This window comes from Caulobacter sp. GW821-FHT10A10 (assembly GCF_059415745.1).
Genome location: NZ_JBWKNV010000004.1, coordinates 294,552 through 316,886, shown reverse-complemented (window position 1 = coordinate 316,886; position 22,335 = coordinate 294,552). Strand labels below are relative to the sequence as shown.

Genomic DNA, 22,335 nt, shown 5'->3' with positions numbered 1-22,335 from the left:
GCTGAAGTTGGTCGTTAGAAAGTTCTGGAGAGCGACAGCCACGCGCGCGCGGCGCGGCGGCTGCCGTCCTGGTTCACGCCCGGCGCGGTCTGGCCGGGGTTGGGACCCAGCGGCGCGGCGGCCACGAGGCTCAGATTGAGGCCGCCCGGCGCGCTCCAGGTCGCGCCAAGGCCCGCGCCGGCCAGCGTGTAGGCGTTCGACTGGCCCGAGGCGTTCCAGCCGTCCCAGGGCTTGCGGTGCTGGCGCACCCAGCCGCCGTCCACGAAGCCGTAGAGATCGATGCGCGAGGTCCAGGGCCCGCCGATGGGGCGGTGCAGTTCCAGGTTGGCGACCGCCGCCTCGTCGCCCGCGCCCTCGATCACCGGATAGGCGCGCACGTTGGTCGGTCCGCCCAGCGAGGCCTGCTCGGAGGTGTCGAGATTGCGGGTGGCGGCCTGACCGAACAGGCGGCCTCGCAGATAGAGCGAGCGCGCCAGACGCTGGGCGCGATTGATCTCGAAGACGAGCTTGCCGTAGTCGCCCGCCGCCTGGGCTGTCAGGGCGTCCTGCTGGGCGTCGTCCGGCTGGTCCGACAGGTCCAGTCGTCCGCCCGTCAGGCGAAGCTGGAAGCTGGTGTGGCCGCCGCCGGCCAGTCGGTCGGTCCGTTCGCCCCAGACCTCCAGCGCGCCGCCGACCAGGCGCTTGCGCCGCAGCGGGGTGTCGAGCACGTCGTCGGCGTAGCGCTGGCGCGAAGCGCTCAGGCGGACCGAGAGATCGCCGCGCGACGCGCGCACCAGCGGATAGGTCAGGCCCGCCTCGACGACGCCCGCCTGGCCCTCGGATTCGAGCGCGGCGAAGTCGTGACCCAGCCTGTAGCGCAGGGTGCTGAGGCCAAGGTCGGCCGATAGGCCGTCCACGCCGATCGGGGCTCGATAGAGCGCCTTGCCGTAGACGAGCCGCGCGGAGCTCTGGCCCGTCAACTGCAGGCGATCGCCACGTCCGCTGAAATTGGCGAGCGAGGCTGTGGCGAAGGCCTGGCCGACTCCGGTGGCGATCGAGCCCTGGTTGTTGACGCCGACCGCGCCGCTGAAGAACGGCTCGTCGGTGATCGTCAGGTCGAGGTCGCTGCGTCCGCGACCCTCGCCGGACTTCAGCACGCCCTTGATCGAAACCCCGGCCAGGTCGTCGGCCAGCAGCAGGCCGCGCTCGAGGTCGGCGGCGGAGTAGGGCGCGCCTTCCTTCAGGCGGGCGGTCGCGACCTTGCGGACATAGTCGGCGTCGATGTTGGCCGGCGCGCCTGGCAAGACCGTGGTTTGCCCCATGACGCTCTCGATCACCTCGATGCGCACCACGCCGTCGGTGACGTCCTGGGGCGGGACCATGGCGCGGGCGAAGAAGCCGCGGCGGGCGTATTCCCGGCTGACGACCTGGGCCGCGAACTCAAGGTCGGAGAAATGCAGGGCGCCCGCCCGCTTGGCCAGCAGGGCTTCCAGCCGCGCCGTCGGCACGAGCGTCGCCCCCTCGACCACGAAGCGACGAACCTGGACGACAGGGCCGGTCTTGGCCCGAGGCGCGGCTGGAGCCGCGGCCGGCGGGGCCTCTTCCGGAGGGCGGACGGCGCTTTCCGCGTTGCGGCTTAGCGCGCCGGCGTCGACCGATTGCGCCAGGCAGGTTTCTGTTGCTGAGTTGAATGCAATTGAAAGAAAGAAAACGGAAAAATAACTACAGGAAAAGTATCGATTTGTTGCCATTTAATTCAATAACGCACAAATGAAAACGGTGTGCACTATTGGTATTTGCGTGTTCAGATTCTCGCAATAGTGGAAAACAACTTAATGTGGAAATTGACCGCCAGGTGACGGGAGGGACCTCGCGTCCCTCCCGTCGGCCGGTCAGAAGCGCCAGCCGATCTCGACGCCGAAGGTGCGCGGCGGCTCGAAGGTGCCCAGCACCGGCGTGGTCAGCAGCGGATTGCTGGTCACGGCCGTGGCGATCAGGGTCTCGTCGGTGAGGTTTCGGCCATAGGCCGTCACCGTCCAGTCGCCGGCCGGGTGGGTCCAGGTGACGAAGGCGTTCAGCTTGTTGTGGGCGTCCTGGGAGAGGACGTCGCGGTTGAACTGGTTGAAATAGACCTTGCCGACCCAGATCGACTCCGCCCGGAAGGTCCAGTCGCCGTGGCCCGTGGGCAGGCCGTACTGCACGGCCAGGGTGGCCGAGTAGGGCGGGGCCTGGGCGATGCGGTTGCCCGACAGGTCCAGCACGCCGAGATAGCTGCGCGACGGATCCGAGGTCTGGAACTCGGTATATTCCGAATGCAGCAGCGCGCCGTTCAGGTCGATGCGCAGGTTCTGGGTCGCCAGCAGGCTCGACTCCAGCTCGATTCCGCGGATCTCGGCCTTGGCGGCGTTCTCGAAGAAGGTGCCGGTGGCCAGCACCTTTTGAACCTGCAGGTTGCTGTAGTCGTAGAAGAAGGCCGACAGGTTGGTGCGCAGGCGGCGGTCGAACCACTCGGCCTTCAGCCCGGCCTCGTAGTCCTTGAGCTTCTCGGGCTGGTAGGGGCTGGCGACGCTGCCCACCGAATAGCCGCCGCCCTTGAAGCCCTCGGCATAGGTCGCATAGGCCTTCACGTCCGGGGTGAAGGCGTACTCAAGCGTCACCCGCGGAGTCAGCGACGACCATGAATTGCGCTGCAGCTTGGTCGGCGTGGGGAACTGGTTGGGCGGCAGGCCAGGATAGTCCGTGGCCAGATTGACCACCGAATATTCGTCCAGCGCCTTGCGGTCCTTGCTCCAGCGCAGGCCGACGATCAGGGCCAGCTTGTCGGTCGCCCGCCAGGTCGCCTGGCCGAAGGCGGCGTAGGAGGTGGTCTTCTGGATCCCGCCGAAGGCCGCGCCGATCGCCGGCGTCATCGCCCCGCCGACCAGGGCCCGCGACATCGGCGAGAAGCCGTTCACGCCGTTGATGTCCTCGTGGAAGTAGTAGGCCCCGACCAGCCAGTCGAACCGCTCGTTCTTGCCCGACAGCCGCAGTTCCTGGCTGAGCTGGCTGGAGATCTCGCGATTGTAGAGGTTGGCCAGCAGCAGGGTGGTGTTGTCGGCGTCGCTAAGGAACTGGGTCTTGCTCTTGCGATAGCCGGTCACCGACGACAGGGTCGCCGGCCCCAGGGTCCAGTCCAGCTGGTTGCCGAAGCCCCAGACCTTGCGGCGGTTGCGGGTGTCGGTGTCGTTGTTGGTGTCGCGGGCGTTGGGCGCGGTGGTCCCGCCCAGCCGGAAGGCCAGCGGCGCCAGGGTCGGATTGCCCTGGGCCAGGTAGTGGTAGTGATAGTTGGCGTCGTCGGCCGTGTAGTAGTCGAGCGAGGCCACGTTCCTGAAGTCGTCGTTGGGCTCGATCAGCAGCTTCACCCGGGCAGCGGCGGTGTGCTCGTCATCGACGTCGTTTCCGGTGTGGATGTTGCGGCCGTAGCCGTCGCGGTCGACCTTCTGGGCGGCCAGCCGCAGGCTGACGGCGTCGCTCAGCGGCGCGCTGACCGCGCCCTCGGCCCGCACCAGGTTGTAGTTGCCCAGCGCCACGCGGGCGTAGCCGCCGAAGTCCTTCTCCGGATCCTGGGTGATGACGTTCACCGCCCCGCCGGTGGCGTTGCGGCCGTAGAGCGTGCCCTGCGGCCCGCGCACCACCTCCACCCGCGCCACGTCGAAGAAGGTGCCCAGCGCGATGGTCGGTCGGCTGAGATAGACCCCGTCCAGGTGATAGGCGACGCGGCCTTCGCTGCCGGGCGTCGTGGTGTCCAGGCCTACGCCCCGGATGGCGATGCGGGCGATGCCGACGGCGCGGCCGAAGCTGACGTTGGGGATCGACGAGGCCAGGGCCTCGATGCTGTTGATCTGGCGCTTTTGCAGGTCCGCCGCGCCGATGGCCGACACCGCCAGCGGCGCATCCTGGATGGCCACCTCCGAGCGTTCGGCCGTGACGATGATGTCGTCCAGCTGGACGGGCTGTTCGTCGGCGGCGGATGGCTTGGCGGTCTGGGCCATCAGCGGACTGGCCGACATGAGGGCGAGGGCGGTCGTCGAGGCGAGCAGCAGCGCTCGCCCCTGGCCGGTGCAGGGTCGCATTTCGATTGTCCTCCCGATGGCGCCGTCGATCCGGCGCTCCTTGGGCTTCGTTCCAGTTCGCCCGGGGGCGGCATGGCGAGCCTGCGGCGACGCTAACTCGACGCACGGCGTTCTGTGAAAGCCGTAGGGAGGATACCTGCTATCGGCGGGGCCAAACGAAGACGGCGGCGGCCCCGTCAGGGACCGCCGCCGCCAGTCGTCATGCCTGAAAGAGCGATCAGGGCTTCAGGGTCAGCCGGTAGGTCGCCATGCCTTCCTCGAAGATGTAGCCGTCGATGGTCTCGATCCACCAGACGAGGTCGACCATCGGCTTGCCGTCCTTGACGTACTTGCCGACCACTTCGGACTTCACGATCGCCACGTCCTGGGTCAGGCCGTGGGTGTTGACGTAACGGCCCTTCATCGACGGCACGCGGTCGAGGAAGTGCTCGGCCAGCGGGTCGGAGGGGACGGGATCGCCGACGTCGGCCATGCCGCGCGGGTCCATGATGGTCCAGCGGATGTTCTCCAGCCACGCCCCGTCGCCGGCCCAGTTGGTCAGCGCCCGGATCGCCAGGTCGCGGCCCAGATAGTTGACCAGCGGCGCGCGCTTGGCGCCTTCCTTGTGGATGTTGGTGGTGTCGATCGCCCCGTCCAGCGTCGGCGCGCCGGGGATCACCGGGCTCGGCGGCGGAACGGGCACGTAGTCGGCGCGGTTGGGCAGCCGCCAGATGCCGTCCTTCTCGCCCCGGATCAGGCCCTTGGCCAGCTTGGGGTCCATGATCTCCCGCTTGAGGGTGCGGCTGCCGCCGGCGCCCATGCCCCACGGCGGGATCGGCGCGACCGACGCTTCGATCGGCCCGTCCAGCGTCCAGGCCGGCTTGTCGCCCACCTTGACGTCCTCCCAGTACAGCGGCTCGGCGCCGCGGCGGGTCTCCTTGGACCACACGTCCTTGATGAAGGCCCAGTCCTGGTCGGTGTAGACGTGGGCCGGGCGCCTGAACCAGTCCGGCGCCTGCCAGATCACGGGGAACGAGCGGTCCTTGGGCTCCTTGCCAGGCTTGGCCACCTTCACGTTCTCGGTGACGCGGAAGATCACGTCGCTGACCTTGACGCCCTTCTGGTTGAAGATCTCGCCCTTGGTCTGGATGACGATGTTGCGGGTGATCGAGCCCTGCGGCGGCGTCAGGTCCAGCACCGTCCGCTCGTTCATCACCAGGTACAGCGTGTCGCCCGGATAGATCGGGGCCAGGTTGGTGACGCTGTGGTTCAGCTCGCTGACCAGCAGCTTGTCGCGCGCGCCGGGCGGCCACGGCGCCATGTAGCTGTCGTCGTGCGCGCCGAAGGTCGGATAGGCCAGGATGTCCTCGTAGCCCAGCGAGCGCGCATAGGCCGCGTCGTTGCGCAGCGGGCTGTCGGGGTCGTACTTCTTGGCGTTGTAGCGGACCCAGTCCTCGGTGACCTTGATCACGGGGCCCAGGCCCGGCGTGTCCTTGGGCAGGGTCCCTGCGACCAACGCCTTGACGTCGATCGGGCCGCGATCCTTCAGGGCCTGGTTGTCGGCGAAATACTTGGCGACCAGCGGGGCCTCGCGGTCGGTATAGACCCCTGGATGCAGCAGCCGGTAGTCGTCGGCGGTGAGCTGCGCGGCCGGCGGCGCGTCGATCCTCGCCAGCGCCGCGACGGGGGCCGTCGAGATCGCCAGCAGGGCCGCCCCGGCCAGCAGAACATGGGTCAAGGCGCGCGGAACGCGGCGCAGCGAAGCGGAAGCCATCCTGTTGTTTCCCCTCTTGTCGTTGTCAGGCTGGAGCGAACCTGCGCGAAGGGCGTGGGCGTGGGCAAAGCCATTTGGCCGATAGCTCGCCGCCGCGCGGCTGATCGATGTTACGGCGCGGCAAAGGGTATCGGTCGCGCCGATAGCTGCAATCCGTTCTTTCGATTTGGGCGATGGAGGGGGTATCGATAGCGTCGATACCAAAGCTGGCGGCAGACCGGCTTAGGGAGGAACATCATATGGCGCAGTTCATCTGGCGCGCCCTGGCTATGCTGGCCGCGCCCGTTCCCGCGACGGACACAGCGTCCGTTTCCGCGATGATCTATCCGATCGCCTACGACCACTGGTTCGTGCCGGTGCGATTCAGCCCCGAAGCCAGCGAAGACGAGGCGGCCTGATGCGTTTCGAGCGGCTCGACCTCAACCTCCTCGTGGCCCTGGACGCCCTGCTGGACGAGCGCAACGTCTCGGCCGCCGCCGAGCGCCTGTGCCTGTCCCAGTCGGCGATGAGCGGCGCGCTTGGACGCCTTCGCGACTTCTTCGGCGACGAACTGCTGGTCAACACCGGTCGCAAGATGGTGCTGACCCCGCGCGGCGAGGCCCTGGCCGAGCCGGTGCGCGGCGTGCTGCTGCAGATCAAGTCGACCATCACCACCAAGCCGAGCTTCGATCCGGCCACCTCCGACCGCAAGTTCACGGTCACGGCCTCGGACTACGCCCTGGCGGTGATGCTGTCGGGCGCCCTGCAGGCGATCTCGCAGCAGGCCCCGGACATCACCGTCGAGCTCGTCCAGCTCGACGACCGGCCCGGCGAGCACCTGGAGCGTCGCGAGATCGATCTCCTGATCACCCTCGACCACGCCCTCAGCGAGAACCATCCCAAGAGCCGGTTCTTCGAGGACGACTACGTGGTCGTCGCCTGGAGCGGCAACACCGAGATCAAGGAAAAGCTCGACCGCACGCTCTATTTCGGCCTCGGCCACGTCTCGGTGCAGTTCGGCAAGGCCCGCCTGCCGGCCTTCGAGGAATATTTCCTCCAGACCCAGCAGGTGCGTCGCCGGATCGAGATCGTCGCGCCGTCGTTCACGGCGGTGCCGGGCCTGGTGGTCGGCACCAATCGCATCGCCACTGTGCAGCGGCGGCTGGCCGAGCAGGCCGCCAAGCACCTGCCGCTGGTGATCCACGAGTCGCCGGTCGACATCCCGCCCATCCGCCAGTCGATCCAGTGGCACCGCTCCAGCAGCCAGGACCTGGCCCTGCGCTGGCTGATCGAGCAGCTCAAGCGTCACGCCGGCCATCCGTCGCTGGAGCGTCCCGCCCTGGCGCTCGCCGAGGACGAGATCGCCGGCGCCTGAGCGCGCCGCGCCGATAGGACCTATCCACACAAACGCCGAGCCGTCTCCAACGGCGCGCCTATGCTCGCGCCGTCCGCGGCCTTGCGCCCAAGCCTCAGGAGTTCGCCTTGCGTCCCGACAATCCCCTTCGCGACTGGCGCGTCGATCGCGCCGCCATCGGCTTCGTCGGCAAGGACCTGCAACGGCCCGAATGCATTCTGGCCGAGCGCGACGGCACCCTGTGGTCGGCCGACGCCCGGGGCGGGGTGGTGCGCATCGATCCCGACGGCGCCCAGACCATCGTCTCCCAGGCGCAGCCCGAGGAGCTGGGCGGCGGCTCGTTCGAGGACCGCTTCGTCAACACCCAGGGCTCGCTGCCCAACGGCCTGACCTTCGACTCCAACGGCGACTTCCTGATCGCCAATTTCGGGACCGACCGCCTGGAGCGCATGACCCGCGACGGCAAGAGCAGCGTCATCCTCGACAACATCGAGGGCCGGCCGCTGGGCAAGGCCAACTTCGTCACCCGCGACAGCAAGGGCCGCCTCTGGCTGACGGTGACGACCCAGATGGTGCCCTGGACCCGGCACGTCGAGACCATGAGCACCGACGGCTACATCGCCCTGATCGACGAGCGCGGCGTGCGCATCGTCGCCGACGGCCTGTGCGGGACCAACGAACTGCGCTTCGATCCGAAGGAAGAGTGGCTCTATGTCGCTGAGACCACGGCCCGGAAGATCACCCGCTTCAAGGTCGAGGCCGACGGCGAACTGAGCCATCGCGAGACCTTCGGCCCCAGCAATGTCGGCGGCTTCTGCGACGGCATCGCCTTCGACGCCTACGGCAATCTCTGGAGCACCCTGATCATGGCCGACCGCCTGATCGCCATCACCCCGGAAGGCGACCTCGTCACCCTGCTCGACGACGGCGATCCGGCCGGCACGGCGGCGCTCGACAAGGCCTGGCAGGAGGGGCGGGTGACGCCCGAACTGATGGCTGGCGCGACCGGAACCCTGGCGCCGTGGATGGCCAGCCTGACCTTCGGCGGACCCGACCTGAAGACGGTCTATCTGGGATCCCTGCGCGGCTCGACCATCCCGTTCTTCCAGAGCCCCGTCGCGGGCCAGCCGCTGATCTACTGGTGAGGGCGGCATGAGAGCGATCATCACCGGGGCAGGCGGTTTCGTCGGCCAGGAACTCGTCAGGCAGCTGCGGGCGCAGGGCCGCTTCGACCGCCTCGTCCTGCTCGATACGCGCCTGCCGGCCGGCCTCGCCGGCCCGGACGCCGAGCTGGTCGAGGGCGATCTCGCCGATGCCGCCATCCGCGCCCGGGCGACGGGGCAGGGGGCGGACGTCCTCTTTCATCTGGCCGGGGTCATGGGCGGCACGGCCGAGCAGGACCCGGCCCTGTCGCGGCGGATCAATCTCGACGCCACGCTCGACCTGATCGAGGCCGTGGCGGCGCACGGCAACGTCCCCCGTGTGGTCTTTACCAGCACCATCGCCGTGTTCGGCGCGCCCTTGCCCGACCAGGTCGATGACGACACCCCGCTGTCGCCTGCCATGACCTACGGCGCCCACAAGCTGATGGTCGAGATCGCCCTGGCCGACCTGACCCGGCGCGGAACGCTCGATGCGGTCAGCGTGCGCCTGCCTGGGATCCTCGCTCGACCCCTCGGCCCGAGCGGCATGAAGTCGGCCTTCATGAGCGAGGTGTTCCACGCCCTGGCCGCAGGCAAGCCGTTCACGGTTCCGGTGTCGCGCGAGGCGACGATCTGGGCGATGTCGGTCGAGCGCTGCGCGGCCAATCTCGTCCACGCCGCTGGCCTGGACGGCGCGGCCATGCCGACCACCCGAGCCGTGACCTTGCCGGCCCTGCATCTCGTCTTCGGCGAGATGGTCGACGCCATCGTCTCCCGCACCGGGGCCGATCCGGCGCTGGTGAGCTATGTTCCCGACGCGCCGCTGGAGGCCCAGTTCGGCCGCCTGCCGCCGCTGACCGCCGCCGCCGCGCAGGCGGCCGGCTTCGCTCATGACGGCTCCACCGAGGCCTTCGTCGCCGCGGCCCTGCGCGGGATCGGCGCGTCATGAGCCCGATGGAGACCCGCATCGCGATCCAGGCCGCCTTCGCGCCGCTGCCCGGCCAAGCCCCGCAGGTCGAGGCGGTGCTGCGGCGGATGGTCGGCTTCACCCGCGCCGAACCCGGCTGCCGCCGCTACGACCTCTTCCGCACCGAGACCGGCTTCCTGCTGCACGAGGTCTATGACGATCAGGCCGCGCTCGAGGCCCATCGCGTGGCCGGCTATTTCGCCGACTATCGTCGCGACATCGTCCCGCTGCTGGCCTGGCCGATCACCGTCACCGCGCTCGCGCCGCTGGATGTCGGGGCGGGAAACGTCGGCGTCGATGGGGTCTTCGGCGGCTGACGGCGGGGGCGATACCTGCCCACGATAAAGACGTTTTGCCGCCGGCTCCGGCGGGTCCTACCAGCATCGTCAACGGCTTGGCCGACCAAGACATTCAGGACGAGGAATACGCCATGGCGAAGTGGTTGAAGAGCGGTGCGGACGCGGGCGTTGTGGCGGCGGCGGACCGTGCGGTGCGCGAGACGGTGGAGGGGATCCTCGCCGACGTTGCGGCGCGGGGCGATGCGGCGGTGCGCGAACTGTCGACGAAGTTCGACGGCTGGGACCGCGAGAGCTACCGCCTGTCGCCGGCCGAGATCCAGGCCTGCATGGACCAGCTGTCGGATCGCGACCTGAAGGACATCGAGTTCGCCCAGACCCAGGTCAGGAACTTCGCCCAGATCCAGCGCGATAGCCTCAAGGACGTCGAGGTCGAGACCCTGCCCGGCGTGATCCTGGGCCACAAGAACCTGCCGGTGAACGCCGCCGGCTGCTACGTGCCGGGCGGCAAGTATCCGCTGCTGGCCTCGGCCCACATGTCGGTGCTGACGGCCAAGGTGGCGGGGGTGGCGCGGGTGGTGACCTGCGCCCCGCCGTTCGGCGGCAAGCCGGCCCCGGCCATCGTCGCGGCGCAAGCCATGGCCGGCGCCGACGAGATCTACACCCTGGGCGGGGTGCAGGCCGTGGCGGCCATGGCCCTGGGCACCCAGACGATCGCGCCGGTCGACATGCTGGTTGGTCCTGGCAACGCCTATGTCGCCGAGGCCAAGCGCCAGCTGTTCGGCCGGGTCGGCATCGACCTCTTCGCCGGCCCCACCGAGACCCTCGTGATCGCCGACGACACGGTGGACGGCGAGCTCTGCGCCACCGACCTTTTGGGCCAGGCCGAGCACGGCCCCGACAGCCCGGCCATCCTGCTGACCACGTCGCAAAAGCTCGCCGAAGACACCCTCTTCTGGGTCGAGAAGCTGCTTGAGATCCTGCCGACCGCCGCCATCGCCCGCCGGGCCTGGGAGAGCTTCGGCCAGGTGATCCTGGCCGACAGCGACGAGGAGATGGTCGAGATCGCCGACCGCATCGCCTCCGAGCACGTGCAGGTGATGACGGCCGATCCGGACTATTTCCTCAAGCACATGACCAACTACGGGGCGCTGTTCCTGGGGCCGCGCACCAATGTGTCGTTCGGCGACAAGGTGATCGGCACCAACCACACCCTGCCGACCAAGCTGGCGGCCCGCTACACGGGCGGCCTGTGGGTGGGCAAGTTCATCAAGACCTGCACCTATCAGAAGGTGCTGACCGACGAGGCCTCGGCCCTGGTCGGCGAGTACTGCTCGCGGCTGTGCGCTCTGGAAGGCTTCGCCGGCCATGGCGAGCAGGCCAACATCCGCGTGCGCCGCTACGGCCATCGCGAGGTGCCCTATGCGGGCGCGGCCTCGCCCGTGCTGGCGGCGGAATAGGGGCGATGGAGTTGCCGCGCACGCCGTCGTTCCGGCTGGACGGCCGCTGGGCCCTGGTGACCGGGGCGGGGCGAGGCATCGGTCTCGCCGCCGCCGCGGCCCTGGCCGACGCCGGGGCGCACGTCACGCTGGTGGCTCGCAGCGCCGGCGAGATCGAGGCGGCCGCCGAAGCGATCCGCGAGCAGGGTGGGGTGGCCGAGGCTCTGGTGCTGGACGTCGGCGACGTCGCGGCGGTGAAGGCCGCCATCGCTAGCCGTCCAGCCTTCGACATCCTGGTCAACAACGCCGGGACCAACCGCCCCAAGCCGTTCGGCGAGGTCAGCGTTGACGACTACGACGCCGTGCTCGACCTCAATCTCAAGGCCGCCTTCTTCGTCGCCCAGGCCGTCGCCGGGCGGATGGTGGAGCAGGGCGCCAAGGGCTCGATCATCCACATGACCTCGCAGATGGGCCATGTCGGCGGTCCCAACCGCACGCTCTACTGCGCATCGAAATGGGCGCTGGAGGGCCTGTCCAAGGCCATGGCGCTGGACCTGGCCCCGCACGGGATCCGGGTCAACACCATCGCCCCGACCTTCATCGAGACGCCGCTGACCCGCCCGTTCTTCGAGGACCCGGCGTTCCTCCAGAGCGTGCTGGCCAAGATCAAGCTCGGCCGCCTGGGCCAGGTCGAGGACCTGATGGGCGCCGTCGTCTTCCTCGCCTCCGACGCCTCGGCCCTGATGACCGGCTCCTCGCTGGTGGTGGATGGCGGCTGGACGGCCGATTGAATTCAAGGATCCTAGCATGAAGCTCGCCACCCTGAAGTCCGACACGTTCGACGGCCGCCTGGTCGTCGTCTCCCGCGACCTGAGGACGGCTGTCTTCGCGCAGCCCGCCCTGACCCTCCAAGGCGCGCTCGACCGCTGGGACGAGGTCGCGTCCGGGCTCCAGGCCCAGTCCGACGCCCTCAACGCCGGGACCACGCAGGGCGCCTTCGCCTTCGATCCGCACGAGGCCCTGTCGCCGCTGCCGCGCGCCTATCAGTGGCTGGACGGCTCGTCGTTCCTGGCCCACGGCCGCTTGCTGGACAAGGCGTTCGGCATCCCGCCGATCCCCCAGGCCGACGTCGTGCCGATCATGTACCAGGGCGGCTCCGACGCCTTCCTGGCGCCCACGCAGGACGCGCCGTTCGTCGACGAGGCCGACGGCATCGACTTCGAGGCTGAATATGCGGTCGTCACCGGCGACGTGCCGATTGGCGCTACCGACGATGAAGCGCAGGTCGCGGTGCGGCTCGTGCTGCTGGCCAACGACTGGAGCCTGCGCGCCTTGCAGCGCTTCGAGATGATGCGCGGCTTCGGCCCCATCCACGCCAAGCCCGCCACCGCCTTCGCGCCGGTCGCAGTGACGCCTGACGAACTCGGCCCCGCCTGGGCCAACGGCCGCGTGGAGCTGCCGGTGCAGGTGGCTTGGAACGGCCAGCCGTTCGGCCGGCCTAGCGGCGCGGCCATGGACTTCACCTACGCCAAGCTCATCGTCCACGCCGCCCGCACCCGCGCTCTCAAGGCCGGGACAATCGTCGGCTTCGGCACCGTCTCGGAGGGCGCGCCCGACAAGGTCGGCTCGGCCTGCATCGCCGAGCGGCGCGGCTGGGAGGTGATCCAGCACGGCGAGCCCAAGACGGGCTTCATGCGCTTTGGCGACACCGTCCGCATCGAGGTGCTGGACGAGGCGGGCGCTTCGGTGTTCGGAGCCATTGAACAGAAGGCGGTCCGGGCGAGAGCCTGAAGACTTCCCGCAACAACAAGAAGCGTAAAAGGGTCGAGGAAATGGTCGGCAAGGTTCTGGTGATCGGCGGCGGCATCGCCGGCATGTCGGCGGCGATCCTGCTGCGGCGGGGCGGGGCGGCGGTCGATCTGGTCGAGATGGATCCGGCCTGGCGGGTCTACGGCGCCGGCATCACGATCACCGGCCCGACCTTGCGGGCCCTGCGCGCCGTCGGCGTGCTAGACGCGGTGCTGGCCCAGGGCGCGTCGTGGAGCGGCGGCACGGTCTTTTCCAAGACCGGCGAGTTCATCGCCGACCTTTCGACCACCCCGGTCGAGGAAGGCATCCCCGCCACCGGCGGCGTCATGCGCCCGGTGCTGCACGCGGTGCTGTCGGAGACGACCCGCCAGGCCGGCGTCGATGTCCGCCTGGGCGTCACGGTCGAGGCGCTGCATCAGGCTGATGACGCCGTCGAGGTCGCCACCAGCGACGGCGAGAACCGGACCTACGATCTCGTCATCGGCGCCGACGGCATCTTCTCGACCACCCGCAAGGCGATCTTCCCCGACGCGCCCGAGCCGCGCTTCACCGGCCAGGCCTGCTGGCGGCTGTTGGCCGAACGTCCGCCGGGCTTCGACCGTTCGCACTTCTACATGGGCGGGGACAGGAAGATCGGCTTCAACCCCGTCTCGCCCACGCACATGTACATGTTCCTGCTGGAGCATACGCCCGACGATCCGTGGATCGACCTGGCCGACCAGCCGGCGCGGCTGCACGCTCTGATGGACGGTTTCGGCGGCATCGTGCCGGGAATCCGGGAAGGGGTGCTGGCCAATCCGACCATCAACTACCGGCCCTTGAAGATTCTGCTGCAGCCGCCGCCCTGGAATGTCGGCAGGGTGGTGCTGATCGGCGACGCCGTGCACGCCACCACTCCGCACCTGGCCTCCGGCGCCGGCATGGCGGTGGAGGACGCCGTGGTGCTGGCGGAGGAACTGGCGCGCGGCGGCGAGGTCGAGGCCGCGCTCGAACGCTTCACCGGCCGCCGCTTCGACCGCTGCCGCATGGTGGTCGAGAACTCCGTGCGCCTTGGCGAGCTGGAGATGACCGGCGGCTCGCCGCAGGAGCACAACACCCTGATGGCCGCCTCGATCACGGCGTTGCGTCAGGCCATCTGACCCTTTTGACGCGTCGTCTCCGACCTGGCCCGCCCGGCGATCCCGCCGGGCGGGCGCTTCTTTTGGAACGTCCCGCGAGGCCCGGCCGCCGCGATACCTCCAATCCGAACAATGGATTTCTCGCCGCCGCGCCCGGGTGGTCTGTTCGCAGGGAGAACAAGAAGCCAGCGGGGAGGACGGCAAGGCGCAGGGCGCCGCGTCCGGACCCGTTCACGGAGTAGGGCATGGCGATTCTGGGTGTCGAGAGCGCGATTTTCGGCGTGGACGATCTTGAGCTCTGTACGCGGTTCTGGACGGACTTCGGCCTGACGCCGCTGTCGCGGACCGATGACGAGAGCGTGTTCGAGGTGGCCAGCGGGTCGAAGATCGTGGTCCGCCGCCGCGGCGACCCGCGCTCGCCCGCGACCTATGCCGGCAAGGTCGGCATGCAGGAGACCATCTGGGGCGTGGACACCCAGGAGTCCTTCGACGCCCTGGTCGCCGACCTGTCGCGCGACCGCGAGATCAGCTTCGACGCCGACGGGGCGGCCCACTTCTTTTGCGACGACGGCATGCCGATCGGCCTGAAGGTCTGGAACAAACGCCAGGTCGTCTCGCAGCCGGACGCGGTCAACGCGCCGGGGAACATCCAGCGCCTGAACCTGCATCGCAAATGGCGCCGGCGCTGCCTGCCCAAGACCATCAACCACGTGGTCTTCTTCGTGCACGACTACGTGGCCAGCCTGGAGTTCTTCATCGAGCGCCTGGGCTTCCGCTACACCGACCATTCGCGCGGCGCCGGGGCTTTCGCCCGCGCCGATGGGACCCACGAGCACCACAGCATCTTCTTCGTCTCGACGGCCCTGCCGGTGGCCCCCGACGATCCGGGCTTCATGCACATCGCCTTCGGCCTGGAGGACATCGACGAGCTGATGCTGGGCGTGAACCAGATGCAGCAGAAGGGCTGGACCAACACCAGCCAGAACAGTTCCGGCGGCCTGTCGCGCCACCGCATCTCGTCGGCCATCTACTACTACTTCGACAACCCGAACGGCGGCGAGGCCGAGTACCACGTCGACACCGACTATCTCGACGACAACTGGGTTCCGCGCGTCTGGGACTGGAAGTTCGGCTCGCTGCTGTGGGCGACCAAGACCCCCAGCTTCTGGGAGGGCGAGGTCGCCTGGGACATGCAGTTCGACGCCGACCGTCGCTCGCTCGAACCTTTCCGACGCCCCGGGGGCGGCGGTGACAAAAACGGAAATCTTCCGGACAAGCTCGACACGCTAACTGAGGAAGACGAGCACGCGATTTAGAGCGCGACAGCCTGGGCCGACAACGGTTCCGGCGAGTGTCGCGCTCCAGAGACAATGACGGGCTCGCGAAAAGAAAAAGATTAGAGAGGGACAGTCAGTGACCACGTCTTCCGCCCCAGCCGCCCGGCGGGCCGGGCCCGTACAGGGCCTCAGCCTGCTTCTGCCCGTGACGCTTTCGGTGATGGGGGCGCTGCTGGTGGCCCCGATCATCCCGCAGCTGATGCAGGCTTTCGCCCATGTGCCGGGCATCGAGTTCCTGGCGCCGATGGTGGTCACCATGCCCTCGCTGTGCATCGCCCTGTTCTCGCCGCTGGCGGGGATGCTGGGCGACTCGGTGGGCCGCCGGCGGCTGCTGATCTGGTCGATGGCGATCTACGCCGCCTTTGGCGTCGCCCCGTTCTTCCTGCGCGACCTGTGGGCGATCCTGGCCACTCGCGTGGTGGTGGGGATCATGGAGGCCGTGGTCATGACCTTGTCGACCACCCTGATCGCCGACCTTTTCCGGGGCGAGACCCGCGACCGCTGGCTGGCCGCCCAGGCGGGCACCGCCTCGGTGTCGGCCGTGCTGTTCCTCATGATCGGCGGCGCGGCCGGCCGTTTTGGCTGGCACGGACCGTTCCTGGTCTATCTGTTCCCGCTGGTGCTGATGGTCGGCGTGATCGCCTTCACCTGGGAGCCCTCGCGCGACGAGGCGGCCGGCGAAGGGGAGGGCGAGGAGGCACAACGCCCGTCGCTCAGCTGGGCCGGCTTCCCGTGGAAGTTCATGCTCGGCGTCTGCGCCGTCACCCTGTTCGCCGCCACCATGTTCTACACGGTGCAGATCCAGCTCAGCACGGCGCTGTTCGCGCTGGGCGTGAAGGATCCGGCCCGCATCGGCCTGCTGACCGCCATCGCCAGCCTGGCCGTGCCGCTGGGCACCCTGTCGTTCTGGATCCTGTCGCCGCGCCTGCCGCTTCGGGGCCTGATGCTGCTGGAGTTCGCCCTGCTGGGCGTCGGCTTCATCCTGATGTCCCATGCGCCCAACGAGACGACCTTCGTGGCCGCCTCGGCCCTCAACCAGATCGGCGGCGGCATGATCCTGCCGACCATGCTGACCTGGGCTACCCGCGGCCTGCCGTTCGCTGTACGAGCGCGCGGCATGGGCGTGTGGCAATCGACCTTCGCCCTGGGGCAGTTTGTGTGCGGCCTCTTGGTGCCGCTGATCGGCAAGTCGGTGGGCGGCATTCTGCCGACCTTCCAGGTGATCGGAGCGGCCAGCCTCGTCGCCGCCGTCCTGACCCTGATCGCCATGCTGGCGGCCAAGGGCGGCAAGCCGCAATCCATCGCCCAGGTGAGCCTCTGATGAGCCAGTTCAAGTACGGCTTCCACCACGGGGGCGTCAGCGTCCCCGACCTCGACGCCGCCGTCGAATGGTATGATCGCGTGCTCGGCTTCAAGGTCGAGCGCCGGTTCCCGATCCCGACCATCCCCGCCCAGGTGGCGATGATCGCCAACGGGGCCTTGCGGATCGAGTTGTTCGAGGTGCCGAACGCCGCGCCGTTGCCCGAGGATCGCCGCATCCCCGATCGCGACGTCCACACCCACGGCAACAAGCACGTGGCTTTCGTCGCCAACGACGTCGTCGCCCTGTCGGAGGAGCTGAAGCAGCGCGGGGCCGACATCGTCTGGGTCAAGACCATGCCGCACGGCTCGGCCTGCTTCATCCGCGATCTCGCCGGCAACCTGATCGAGTTCGTGGAGGGGCCGATCCCCGCCGGGGAAGCCGGGAGCCTCTGAGCCACATGAGCACGCTTCTCTCCAACCGCCTGGCCGGCAAGGTCGCGGTCGTCACCGGCACGGGCGCTGGCATCGGCAAGGGCGTGGGCCTGATGTTCGCCCGCCACGGCGCGCGCGTCGTCGGCTGCGACATCGACGCCGTCGCCGCCCAAGCCACGGCCGAGGAGGCCAAGGCCGAGGGTCTCGTCTTCGACAGCCTCCACCCCTGCGATCTGACCACCGAGGCCGGCGCCCAGGCGCTGATCGACAAGGCCGTCGCCCTGCACGGCGGGATCGACATCCTGGTCAACGCCGCCGCCATGGGCGTCTTCGCCTTCATCGACGACATGACCTATGCCGACTGGCGCAGGACCATGACCGGCGAGCTCGACATCGTCTTCCTGGCCTGCAAGGCGGCCTGGCCGCACCTGGTGGCGCGGGGCGGCGGATCGATCGTCAACTTCGCTTCGGCCAACGCCCGCCAGGCCCTGCAGGGTTCGGGCGCCCTGGCTCACTGCGCTGGCAAAGGCGGGGTGCTGGCCATGACCCGGCAGCTGGCGATGGAGGGCGGACCGCACCGGATCCGCGCCAACACCATCTCGCCGGGCCTGATCGTCACGGCGGCCACCGCGCCGGTCGTCGCCGACCCGGAATTCGAGGCGCAGGTCCTGCGCAAGAAGATGATCAAGCGCCTGGGCCAGCCCGAGGACGTGGCCTGGCTGGCGACCTTCCTGGCGTCCGACGAGTCCAGCTGGATCACCGGCGCCGACCACGCCATCGACGGCGGCGCGACGGCCTGGTGAGGGCCTGAGAGCGCCCGGCGCGGCGGCCATCCGCCGCGCCGATGGCGCCTATCCAGAGCAACGCTTTGTCGCCGAACAACGGTCGTCATAGCCTTGATCTGCAAAGGGATCGGCCGCTTCGCACCGCGCGTCAGACGCGGGCGGCGGCCTCGAGGAAACGAGGGGAATTGCAGATGCGAGTCAGCCTGCTGACGTCGGTCGCCATGCTCGCCGCGCTGAGCGCGGGCGCGGCCATGGCCCAGGACCAGAAGTCCGCCGACACCGTCGAGCTGGGCGAGGTGGTCGTCACCGCCCAGCACAAGAACGAGACCATCCAGAAGGCGGCGGTGAACGTCACCGCGCTCGGGGCCGAGCAACTGGAGCGCGCCTCCGTCGTCCAGGCCCAGGACCTCAACCGCGTGGCGCCCGGCATCCAGATCAGCCAGGGCGGTCCCTCGACCCAGATCTACATCCGCGGGGCCGGCACCTACGGCACCAACATGTACGCCGACCCGGCCGTGGCCTTCAACGTGGACGGCGTCTACATCGGCCGCCTGCCGGCCACCGAGGGCGTGTTCTACGACCTCGAGCGGGTCGAGGTGCTGAAGGGCCCGCAAGGCACCCTCTATGGCCGCAACGCCACTGGCGGCGCCGTCAACATCATCACCGCCAAGCCGAAGTTCGACTTCGGTGCGGGGGGCTCGCTGGAGGTCGGCGACTACAATCTGCGGCGCGCCGACGCCTATCTGAACGTGCCGGTCAGCGACACCTTCGCCCTGCGGATCGCCGGCCAGAGCGTGCGCCGCGACGGCTACCTGTCGGACGGCTACGACGACGCCAATGTCGACGCGGTCCGCGTGAAGGCCCTCTGGGCGCCGACCGACGACGTCTCGCTGCTGCTGGGCGCCAGCTACGCCCAGATCGGCGGCAAGGGGCCGGGCGCGGTGCCCGTGCCGCTGGTCGATCCCGACAATCCGTGGACGGGTCCCAGCACGGCGGCGGCCAACGCCTACCTGCTGTCCAACACCGGTCCGCCCTCGGCCCTGATCGCGTCGATCGGCTCGGACGGCTATGTGAACAACAAGTTCTACGCCTTCGGCGGCGAGTTGAACTGGCGCCTGGGTTTCGCCGACCTGACGGTGATCGCCAACCAGACCCGCCAGGACGCCGACTACGTCACCTATCGCCCCGGCTTCTACTTCTCGCCCAACGACCACCAGATCCAGCGTTCGCTGGAAGCCCGGCTGTCGGGCGAGGCGGGCCAGCTGAAGTGGGTGACGGGCCTCTACGCCTACAAGGAAGACCAGCGCACCGACTTCACGGTCAACCAGGGCGCCTTCAACAAGAACCGCGTCGTGCTCGACAGCCTGACCGACGCCTCCTACGCCGCTTTCGGCCAAGGCACCTACAGCGTCAGCGAAACGTTCCGCCTGACCGCCGGCCTGCGCTACACGCAAGAAACCAAGACCCAGCACGGCACGCTGGCCGTCGGCGGGGTGTCCAGCTCCAGCGTCGCCAACTCCACCTACTGCTCGGCGACCAACCAGGGCACGTTCTCGACGACCTATGTCTACGAGGGCGACACGACGGCGACCGACACCTGCATCTTCCCGGTGGCCGGGGACAAGACCTGGCGCTCGACCGACTGGAAGCTGGGCTTCGAGTACGACGTGGCCAAGGACTCGCTGCTCTACGGCTCGGTCAGCACCGCCACCAAGGCCGGCGGCTTCTGGGCCGCGCTGGCGCCCAACACCTACGAGCCCGAAAAGCTGACGGCCTATGCGGTGGGGTCCAAGAACCGGTTCCTCGATCGCCGCCTGCAGGTCAACGCCGAGGTCTTCTACTGGGACTACAAGGACCACCAGGAAAGCCACCTGGGGCCGATCGTCAATCCGCCCGCCGGCTTCACCAACATCACCGAGAACTCCGGCAAGGCCGAGATCTACGGCGTGGATCTGGACACCCAGTTCAAGCTGACCGCCCGCGACCTGCTGACGGCCAACGTCCAGTACCTGCACGCGACCTACAAGGAGTTCAGCTACACCCGCTCGGCCTCGCTGCCGGCGGCGATCACCAGCTGCGCCACGACCACCCAGACCTCGGGCGACTACACGCTGGACTGCTCGGGCAAGCGCATGCCGCGCACGCCCGAATGGCTGGTCAACCTGGGCTACGAGCACCGCTTCGACCTGCCCAACGGCGGCTCGATCACGCCCTCGGCCCACACCACTTGGTCGTCGTCCTACTGGCTGGCTATCGACTACGTGCCCAACGAGCGCCAGCCGTCCTACTGGATGCACGATCTCGACGTCACCTATGCCGCGCCTGGCGGGAAGTGGTCGCTGGCGGGCTACGTCCACAACGTCGGCAACGAGGCCGTCTTCACCGACGCCTATCTCCAGCCCTTCACGACGGGGATCTCCTACAGCGTCCTGCGCGCCCCGCGCACCTGGGGCGTGCGGTTGTCGGCCAAGTACTGATCGCTCTCGATCGAACTTGCGGGGGCGCGTCGCGTGGGGGCGGCGCGTCCCTTTTCTTTGGCCCCGCAGCTATCGGCGCCGCCGATGGCGGCCATGGGCACAAGCGCTTTTTCCGTTTCCATCGGCCCGCTTAAGACCGCTGGAACCCACCAGGAGACCCTCAGGATGTTCGAGTACTTCCCCGGCAACTACGTCTGGAACCTGTCGGTCTGCATCGCCCTGGAATCCGGCGGCCAGGTCGGCGAGGTCGACGCCATGTGCCGCCCGATCCGCGAGGCGGCCACGCGCGGCGAGGACGCCGGCACCGTCGAATTCATGGAAAGCTGGGCGGCCATGGCCGACACCCTGTGGGATCTCGCCCATGAGGATCTGGCCGCCGGTCGCCGGCTGTCGGCGGGACCCAAGCTGCTGCGCGCGGCCCTCTACTACTTCACCGCCGAGCGCATGCAGAGCCGGGGCTCGGTGCGTCGCGTCGCCACCTACGCCCGGGCGCTGGAAGCCTTTTCGCTGGGCTGTGAATACGGCCGCCAGAACTGCCGCCGGGTCGAGATTCCCTACGAGGGCGGGATCATCGCCGGTCTGTTCGTCCAGGCGCAAGGCGTCGACGGCCCCGCGCCGTGCCTGGTGCAGGTCAACGGCCTCGACAGCGTCAAGGAACTGCTCTTCCTCAACCGCGAGCCCGACGCCCTGGCCGCGCGCGGGGTCTCCTCGCTGATCATCGACCAGCCGGGCACGGGCGAGGCCCTGCGCCTGCACGACCTCAAGGCCGTGTTCGACACCGAGCGTTGGGCCTCCAAGGTGGTCGACTGGCTGGAGACCGTTCCCGAGGTCGATCCCAAGCGCATCGGCATGCACGGCGTGTCGCTGGGCGGCTACTACGCTCCCCGCGCGGTGGCCTTCGAACCGCGCTTCGCCCTCGGCGTCGTCTGGGGCGCCAACCACAATTGGGGCGAGATGCAGAAGCGCCGCCTGGCCCGCGAAGGCGACATGCCGGTGCCGCACTACTGGGAGCACGTGCGCTGGGTCTGGGGCGGCGAGAGCGTCGACGATTTCATGGCCATCGCCGAGCAGGTCACGCTAAACGGGGTGATGGAAAAGATCGCCGTGCCGTTCCTCGTCACCCACGGCGAGAACGACCGCCAGATCCCGCTGGAATACGCCCACCAGAGCTACGACCAACTGACGGCCAGCCCCAAGCGCGAGCTGAAGATCTTCGGCGCCCGCGAGCAGGGCGTCGAGCACTCCAGCCTCGACAACGTCGCCAACGCCCGCGACTGGATCGCCGATTGGGTGGCCGAGACGTTTGAGGCGATGAAGTAGCACTCATGCCCTCTCCCCTTGCGGGAGAGGGTGGCCCCGCGGAGCGGGGTCGGGTGAGGGTTCTCTCAGACCTCAAAGCCGCGATAGCGGTCGGGCCGGGCGAGGCGTCTCATGTTTGAGAGACCCCTCATCCGTCATCCTTCGGATGCCACCTTCTCCCGCAAGGGGAGAAGGAGCTACTCCTCGGCGGCGTCGAACGCCGCCCGCGCCGCGCGGATCGCCGCGTTGTGGGCGCGCACCCAGTCCATCAGCCGCTCGACCTCGGCCAGCAGGCCTTCGCCTAGCGGCGTGATCGCATAGTCCACCCGCGGCGGCACCGTGGGTGTGATCGTGCGGCCGATCAGGCCGTCGCGCTCCAGGCTCCGCAGGCGCAGGGTCAGCATGCGCTGCGAGATCGCACCCTCCCACGACAGCGCGCCGACCAGCCGCCGCAGCGTCGCGTGGCGGAAGGTCCCGCCGCGCAGGATCAACAGCAGCAGCAGGCTCCAGCGGTCGCCGACCCGGGCGAACACTTCGCGCATGGGATCGCTGCGGTCGCCGCCGTTGCGCGCCTGGTCGGCCGCCAGATCCGCCAGCGGTCGGATCGCCTGGGCCAGCGCCTCGCCCTTGAAATCGACCTTCAGGATACGGCCGATCTCGGCCTGGACGGCGTCCAGGGCGCGCGGCGGCTGTGGGTCGGTCATGCGGCGAATCCTCCCGAGTATGGGAACAATAATGTGCCGTCTTACGGCGCA

Annotated in this window: 19 protein-coding genes; 15 read left to right on the top strand and 4 right to left on the bottom strand. The window is 68.8% G+C overall.

What is annotated here, in order from left to right; genetic code table 11:
* Positions 1 to 14 precede the first annotated feature (14 nt).
* The 3 genes from AC07NS_RS13510 to AC07NS_RS13500 all read right to left on the bottom strand — a co-directional run bounded on the left by AC07NS_RS13510 (position 15) and on the right by AC07NS_RS13500 (position 5,844).
* A complete protein-coding gene (locus tag AC07NS_RS13510; RefSeq protein ID WP_494603964.1) occupies positions 15 to 1,730 on the bottom strand; it encodes a ShlB/FhaC/HecB family hemolysin secretion/activation protein in 1,716 nt (571 codons plus the stop codon).
* 141 nt (positions 1,731 to 1,871) lie between these two features.
* Positions 1,872 to 4,091: a TonB-dependent receptor gene (locus AC07NS_RS13505; protein WP_494603962.1), complete on the bottom strand. Its 2,220-nt coding sequence runs from the start codon at positions 4,089 to 4,091 to the stop codon at positions 1,872 to 1,874.
* Positions 4,092 to 4,308: 217 nt separating this feature from the next.
* A complete protein-coding gene (locus tag AC07NS_RS13500; protein ID WP_494603960.1) occupies positions 4,309 to 5,844 on the bottom strand; it encodes a hypothetical protein in 1,536 nt (511 codons plus the stop codon).
* Between the two features lie 239 nt (positions 5,845 to 6,083).
* Between AC07NS_RS13500 and AC07NS_RS13495 the strand changes: the two genes are divergently transcribed.
* From AC07NS_RS13495 to AC07NS_RS13425, 15 genes are all read left to right on the top strand, one after another.
* Positions 6,084 to 6,242, top strand: coding sequence for a hypothetical protein (locus AC07NS_RS13495; protein ID WP_158285873.1), 159 nt, complete (start codon positions 6,084 to 6,086; stop codon positions 6,240 to 6,242).
* Complete coding sequence (locus tag AC07NS_RS13490; protein ID WP_110119399.1) at positions 6,242 to 7,198, top strand: LysR family transcriptional regulator; 957 nt, start codon at positions 6,242 to 6,244, stop codon at positions 7,196 to 7,198. Before AC07NS_RS13495 ends, AC07NS_RS13490 begins: the two co-directional genes overlap by 1 nt.
* Positions 7,199 to 7,305: 107 nt before the next feature.
* The gene (locus tag AC07NS_RS13485; protein WP_494603958.1) at positions 7,306 to 8,322 is read left to right on the top strand and encodes an SMP-30/gluconolactonase/LRE family protein; all 1,017 of its coding nucleotides are present in this window, start codon (positions 7,306 to 7,308) and stop codon (positions 8,320 to 8,322) included.
* 7 nt (positions 8,323 to 8,329) lie between these two features.
* On the top strand, positions 8,330 to 9,268 hold the full coding sequence (locus tag AC07NS_RS13480) for an NAD-dependent epimerase/dehydratase family protein (RefSeq protein ID WP_494603956.1): 939 nt from the start codon (positions 8,330 to 8,332) through the stop codon (positions 9,266 to 9,268).
* The gene (locus tag AC07NS_RS13475; RefSeq protein ID WP_494603954.1) at positions 9,265 to 9,603 is read left to right on the top strand and encodes a putative quinol monooxygenase; all 339 of its coding nucleotides are present in this window, start codon (positions 9,265 to 9,267) and stop codon (positions 9,601 to 9,603) included. The genes AC07NS_RS13480 and AC07NS_RS13475 overlap by 4 nt, the downstream gene beginning before the upstream one ends.
* A 113-nt stretch (positions 9,604 to 9,716) precedes the next feature.
* Positions 9,717 to 11,042: a histidinol dehydrogenase gene (gene hisD, locus AC07NS_RS13470; protein ID WP_494603952.1), complete on the top strand. Its 1,326-nt coding sequence runs from the start codon at positions 9,717 to 9,719 to the stop codon at positions 11,040 to 11,042.
* 5 nt (positions 11,043 to 11,047) lie between these two features.
* On the top strand, positions 11,048 to 11,812 hold the full coding sequence (locus AC07NS_RS13465; protein WP_494603950.1) for an SDR family NAD(P)-dependent oxidoreductase: 765 nt from the start codon (positions 11,048 to 11,050) through the stop codon (positions 11,810 to 11,812).
* A gap of 16 nt (positions 11,813 to 11,828) precedes the next feature.
* Positions 11,829 to 12,812: a fumarylacetoacetate hydrolase family protein gene (locus AC07NS_RS13460; RefSeq protein WP_494603948.1), complete on the top strand. Its 984-nt coding sequence runs from the start codon at positions 11,829 to 11,831 to the stop codon at positions 12,810 to 12,812.
* Between the two features lie 41 nt (positions 12,813 to 12,853).
* A complete protein-coding gene (locus AC07NS_RS13455) occupies positions 12,854 to 13,969 on the top strand; it encodes an FAD-dependent oxidoreductase (RefSeq protein WP_494603946.1) in 1,116 nt (371 codons plus the stop codon).
* Between the two features lie 224 nt (positions 13,970 to 14,193).
* On the top strand, positions 14,194 to 15,264 hold the full coding sequence (locus tag AC07NS_RS13450) for a VOC family protein (protein ID WP_494603944.1): 1,071 nt from the start codon (positions 14,194 to 14,196) through the stop codon (positions 15,262 to 15,264).
* Between the two features lie 97 nt (positions 15,265 to 15,361).
* On the top strand, positions 15,362 to 16,606 hold the full coding sequence (locus AC07NS_RS13445; RefSeq protein ID WP_494603943.1) for an MFS transporter: 1,245 nt from the start codon (positions 15,362 to 15,364) through the stop codon (positions 16,604 to 16,606).
* Positions 16,606 to 17,040 carry a VOC family protein gene (locus tag AC07NS_RS13440; RefSeq protein ID WP_494594307.1) on the top strand — a complete coding sequence of 145 codons (435 nt, stop codon included), beginning with the start codon at positions 16,606 to 16,608 and terminating at the stop codon, positions 17,038 to 17,040. The genes AC07NS_RS13445 and AC07NS_RS13440 overlap by 1 nt, the downstream gene beginning before the upstream one ends.
* A 5-nt stretch (positions 17,041 to 17,045) precedes the next feature.
* The gene (locus tag AC07NS_RS13435) at positions 17,046 to 17,822 is read left to right on the top strand and encodes an SDR family NAD(P)-dependent oxidoreductase (RefSeq protein ID WP_494603941.1); all 777 of its coding nucleotides are present in this window, start codon (positions 17,046 to 17,048) and stop codon (positions 17,820 to 17,822) included.
* A gap of 173 nt (positions 17,823 to 17,995) precedes the next feature.
* Complete coding sequence (locus AC07NS_RS13430) at positions 17,996 to 20,281, top strand: TonB-dependent receptor (RefSeq protein ID WP_494603939.1); 2,286 nt, start codon at positions 17,996 to 17,998, stop codon at positions 20,279 to 20,281.
* Between the two features lie 165 nt (positions 20,282 to 20,446).
* Positions 20,447 to 21,601: an alpha/beta hydrolase family protein gene (locus tag AC07NS_RS13425; RefSeq protein WP_494603937.1), complete on the top strand. Its 1,155-nt coding sequence runs from the start codon at positions 20,447 to 20,449 to the stop codon at positions 21,599 to 21,601.
* A 176-nt stretch (positions 21,602 to 21,777) separates the two neighbouring features.
* Here the strand turns inward: AC07NS_RS13425 and AC07NS_RS13420 are convergent, their stop codons facing one another.
* Positions 21,778 to 22,284 carry a winged helix-turn-helix transcriptional regulator gene (locus tag AC07NS_RS13420; RefSeq protein WP_494603936.1) on the bottom strand — a complete coding sequence of 169 codons (507 nt, stop codon included), beginning with the start codon at positions 22,282 to 22,284 and terminating at the stop codon, positions 21,778 to 21,780.
* Positions 22,285 to 22,335: the final 51 nt, after the last annotated feature.

What these genes read in the sequence shown, in the direction of transcription:
- AC07NS_RS13510 (WP_494603964.1), bottom strand. Translation starts at nt 1,730, where the DNA reads ATGGCAACAAATCGATACTTTTCCTGTAGTTATTTTTCCGTTTTCTTT.
- AC07NS_RS13505 (WP_494603962.1), bottom strand. Translation starts at nt 4,091, where the DNA reads ATGCGACCCTGCACCGGCCAGGGGCGAGCGCTGCTGCTCGCCTCGACG.
- AC07NS_RS13500 (WP_494603960.1), bottom strand. Translation starts at nt 5,844, where the DNA reads ATGGCTTCCGCTTCGCTGCGCCGCGTTCCGCGCGCCTTGACCCATGTT.
- AC07NS_RS13495 (WP_158285873.1), top strand. Translation starts at nt 6,084, where the DNA reads ATGGCGCAGTTCATCTGGCGCGCCCTGGCTATGCTGGCCGCGCCCGTT.
- AC07NS_RS13490 (WP_110119399.1), top strand. Translation starts at nt 6,242, where the DNA reads ATGCGTTTCGAGCGGCTCGACCTCAACCTCCTCGTGGCCCTGGACGCC.
- AC07NS_RS13480 (WP_494603956.1), top strand. Translation starts at nt 8,330, where the DNA reads ATGAGAGCGATCATCACCGGGGCAGGCGGTTTCGTCGGCCAGGAACTC.
- AC07NS_RS13475 (WP_494603954.1), top strand. Translation starts at nt 9,265, where the DNA reads ATGAGCCCGATGGAGACCCGCATCGCGATCCAGGCCGCCTTCGCGCCG.
- hisD (WP_494603952.1), top strand. Translation starts at nt 9,717, where the DNA reads ATGGCGAAGTGGTTGAAGAGCGGTGCGGACGCGGGCGTTGTGGCGGCG.
- AC07NS_RS13465 (WP_494603950.1), top strand. Translation starts at nt 11,048, where the DNA reads ATGGAGTTGCCGCGCACGCCGTCGTTCCGGCTGGACGGCCGCTGGGCC.
- AC07NS_RS13460 (WP_494603948.1), top strand. Translation starts at nt 11,829, where the DNA reads ATGAAGCTCGCCACCCTGAAGTCCGACACGTTCGACGGCCGCCTGGTC.
- AC07NS_RS13455 (WP_494603946.1), top strand. Translation starts at nt 12,854, where the DNA reads ATGGTCGGCAAGGTTCTGGTGATCGGCGGCGGCATCGCCGGCATGTCG.
- AC07NS_RS13450 (WP_494603944.1), top strand. Translation starts at nt 14,194, where the DNA reads ATGGCGATTCTGGGTGTCGAGAGCGCGATTTTCGGCGTGGACGATCTT.
- AC07NS_RS13440 (WP_494594307.1), top strand. Translation starts at nt 16,606, where the DNA reads ATGAGCCAGTTCAAGTACGGCTTCCACCACGGGGGCGTCAGCGTCCCC.
- AC07NS_RS13435 (WP_494603941.1), top strand. Translation starts at nt 17,046, where the DNA reads ATGAGCACGCTTCTCTCCAACCGCCTGGCCGGCAAGGTCGCGGTCGTC.
- AC07NS_RS13430 (WP_494603939.1), top strand. Translation starts at nt 17,996, where the DNA reads ATGCGAGTCAGCCTGCTGACGTCGGTCGCCATGCTCGCCGCGCTGAGC.
- AC07NS_RS13425 (WP_494603937.1), top strand. Translation starts at nt 20,447, where the DNA reads ATGTTCGAGTACTTCCCCGGCAACTACGTCTGGAACCTGTCGGTCTGC.
- AC07NS_RS13420 (WP_494603936.1), bottom strand. Translation starts at nt 22,284, where the DNA reads ATGACCGACCCACAGCCGCCGCGCGCCCTGGACGCCGTCCAGGCCGAG.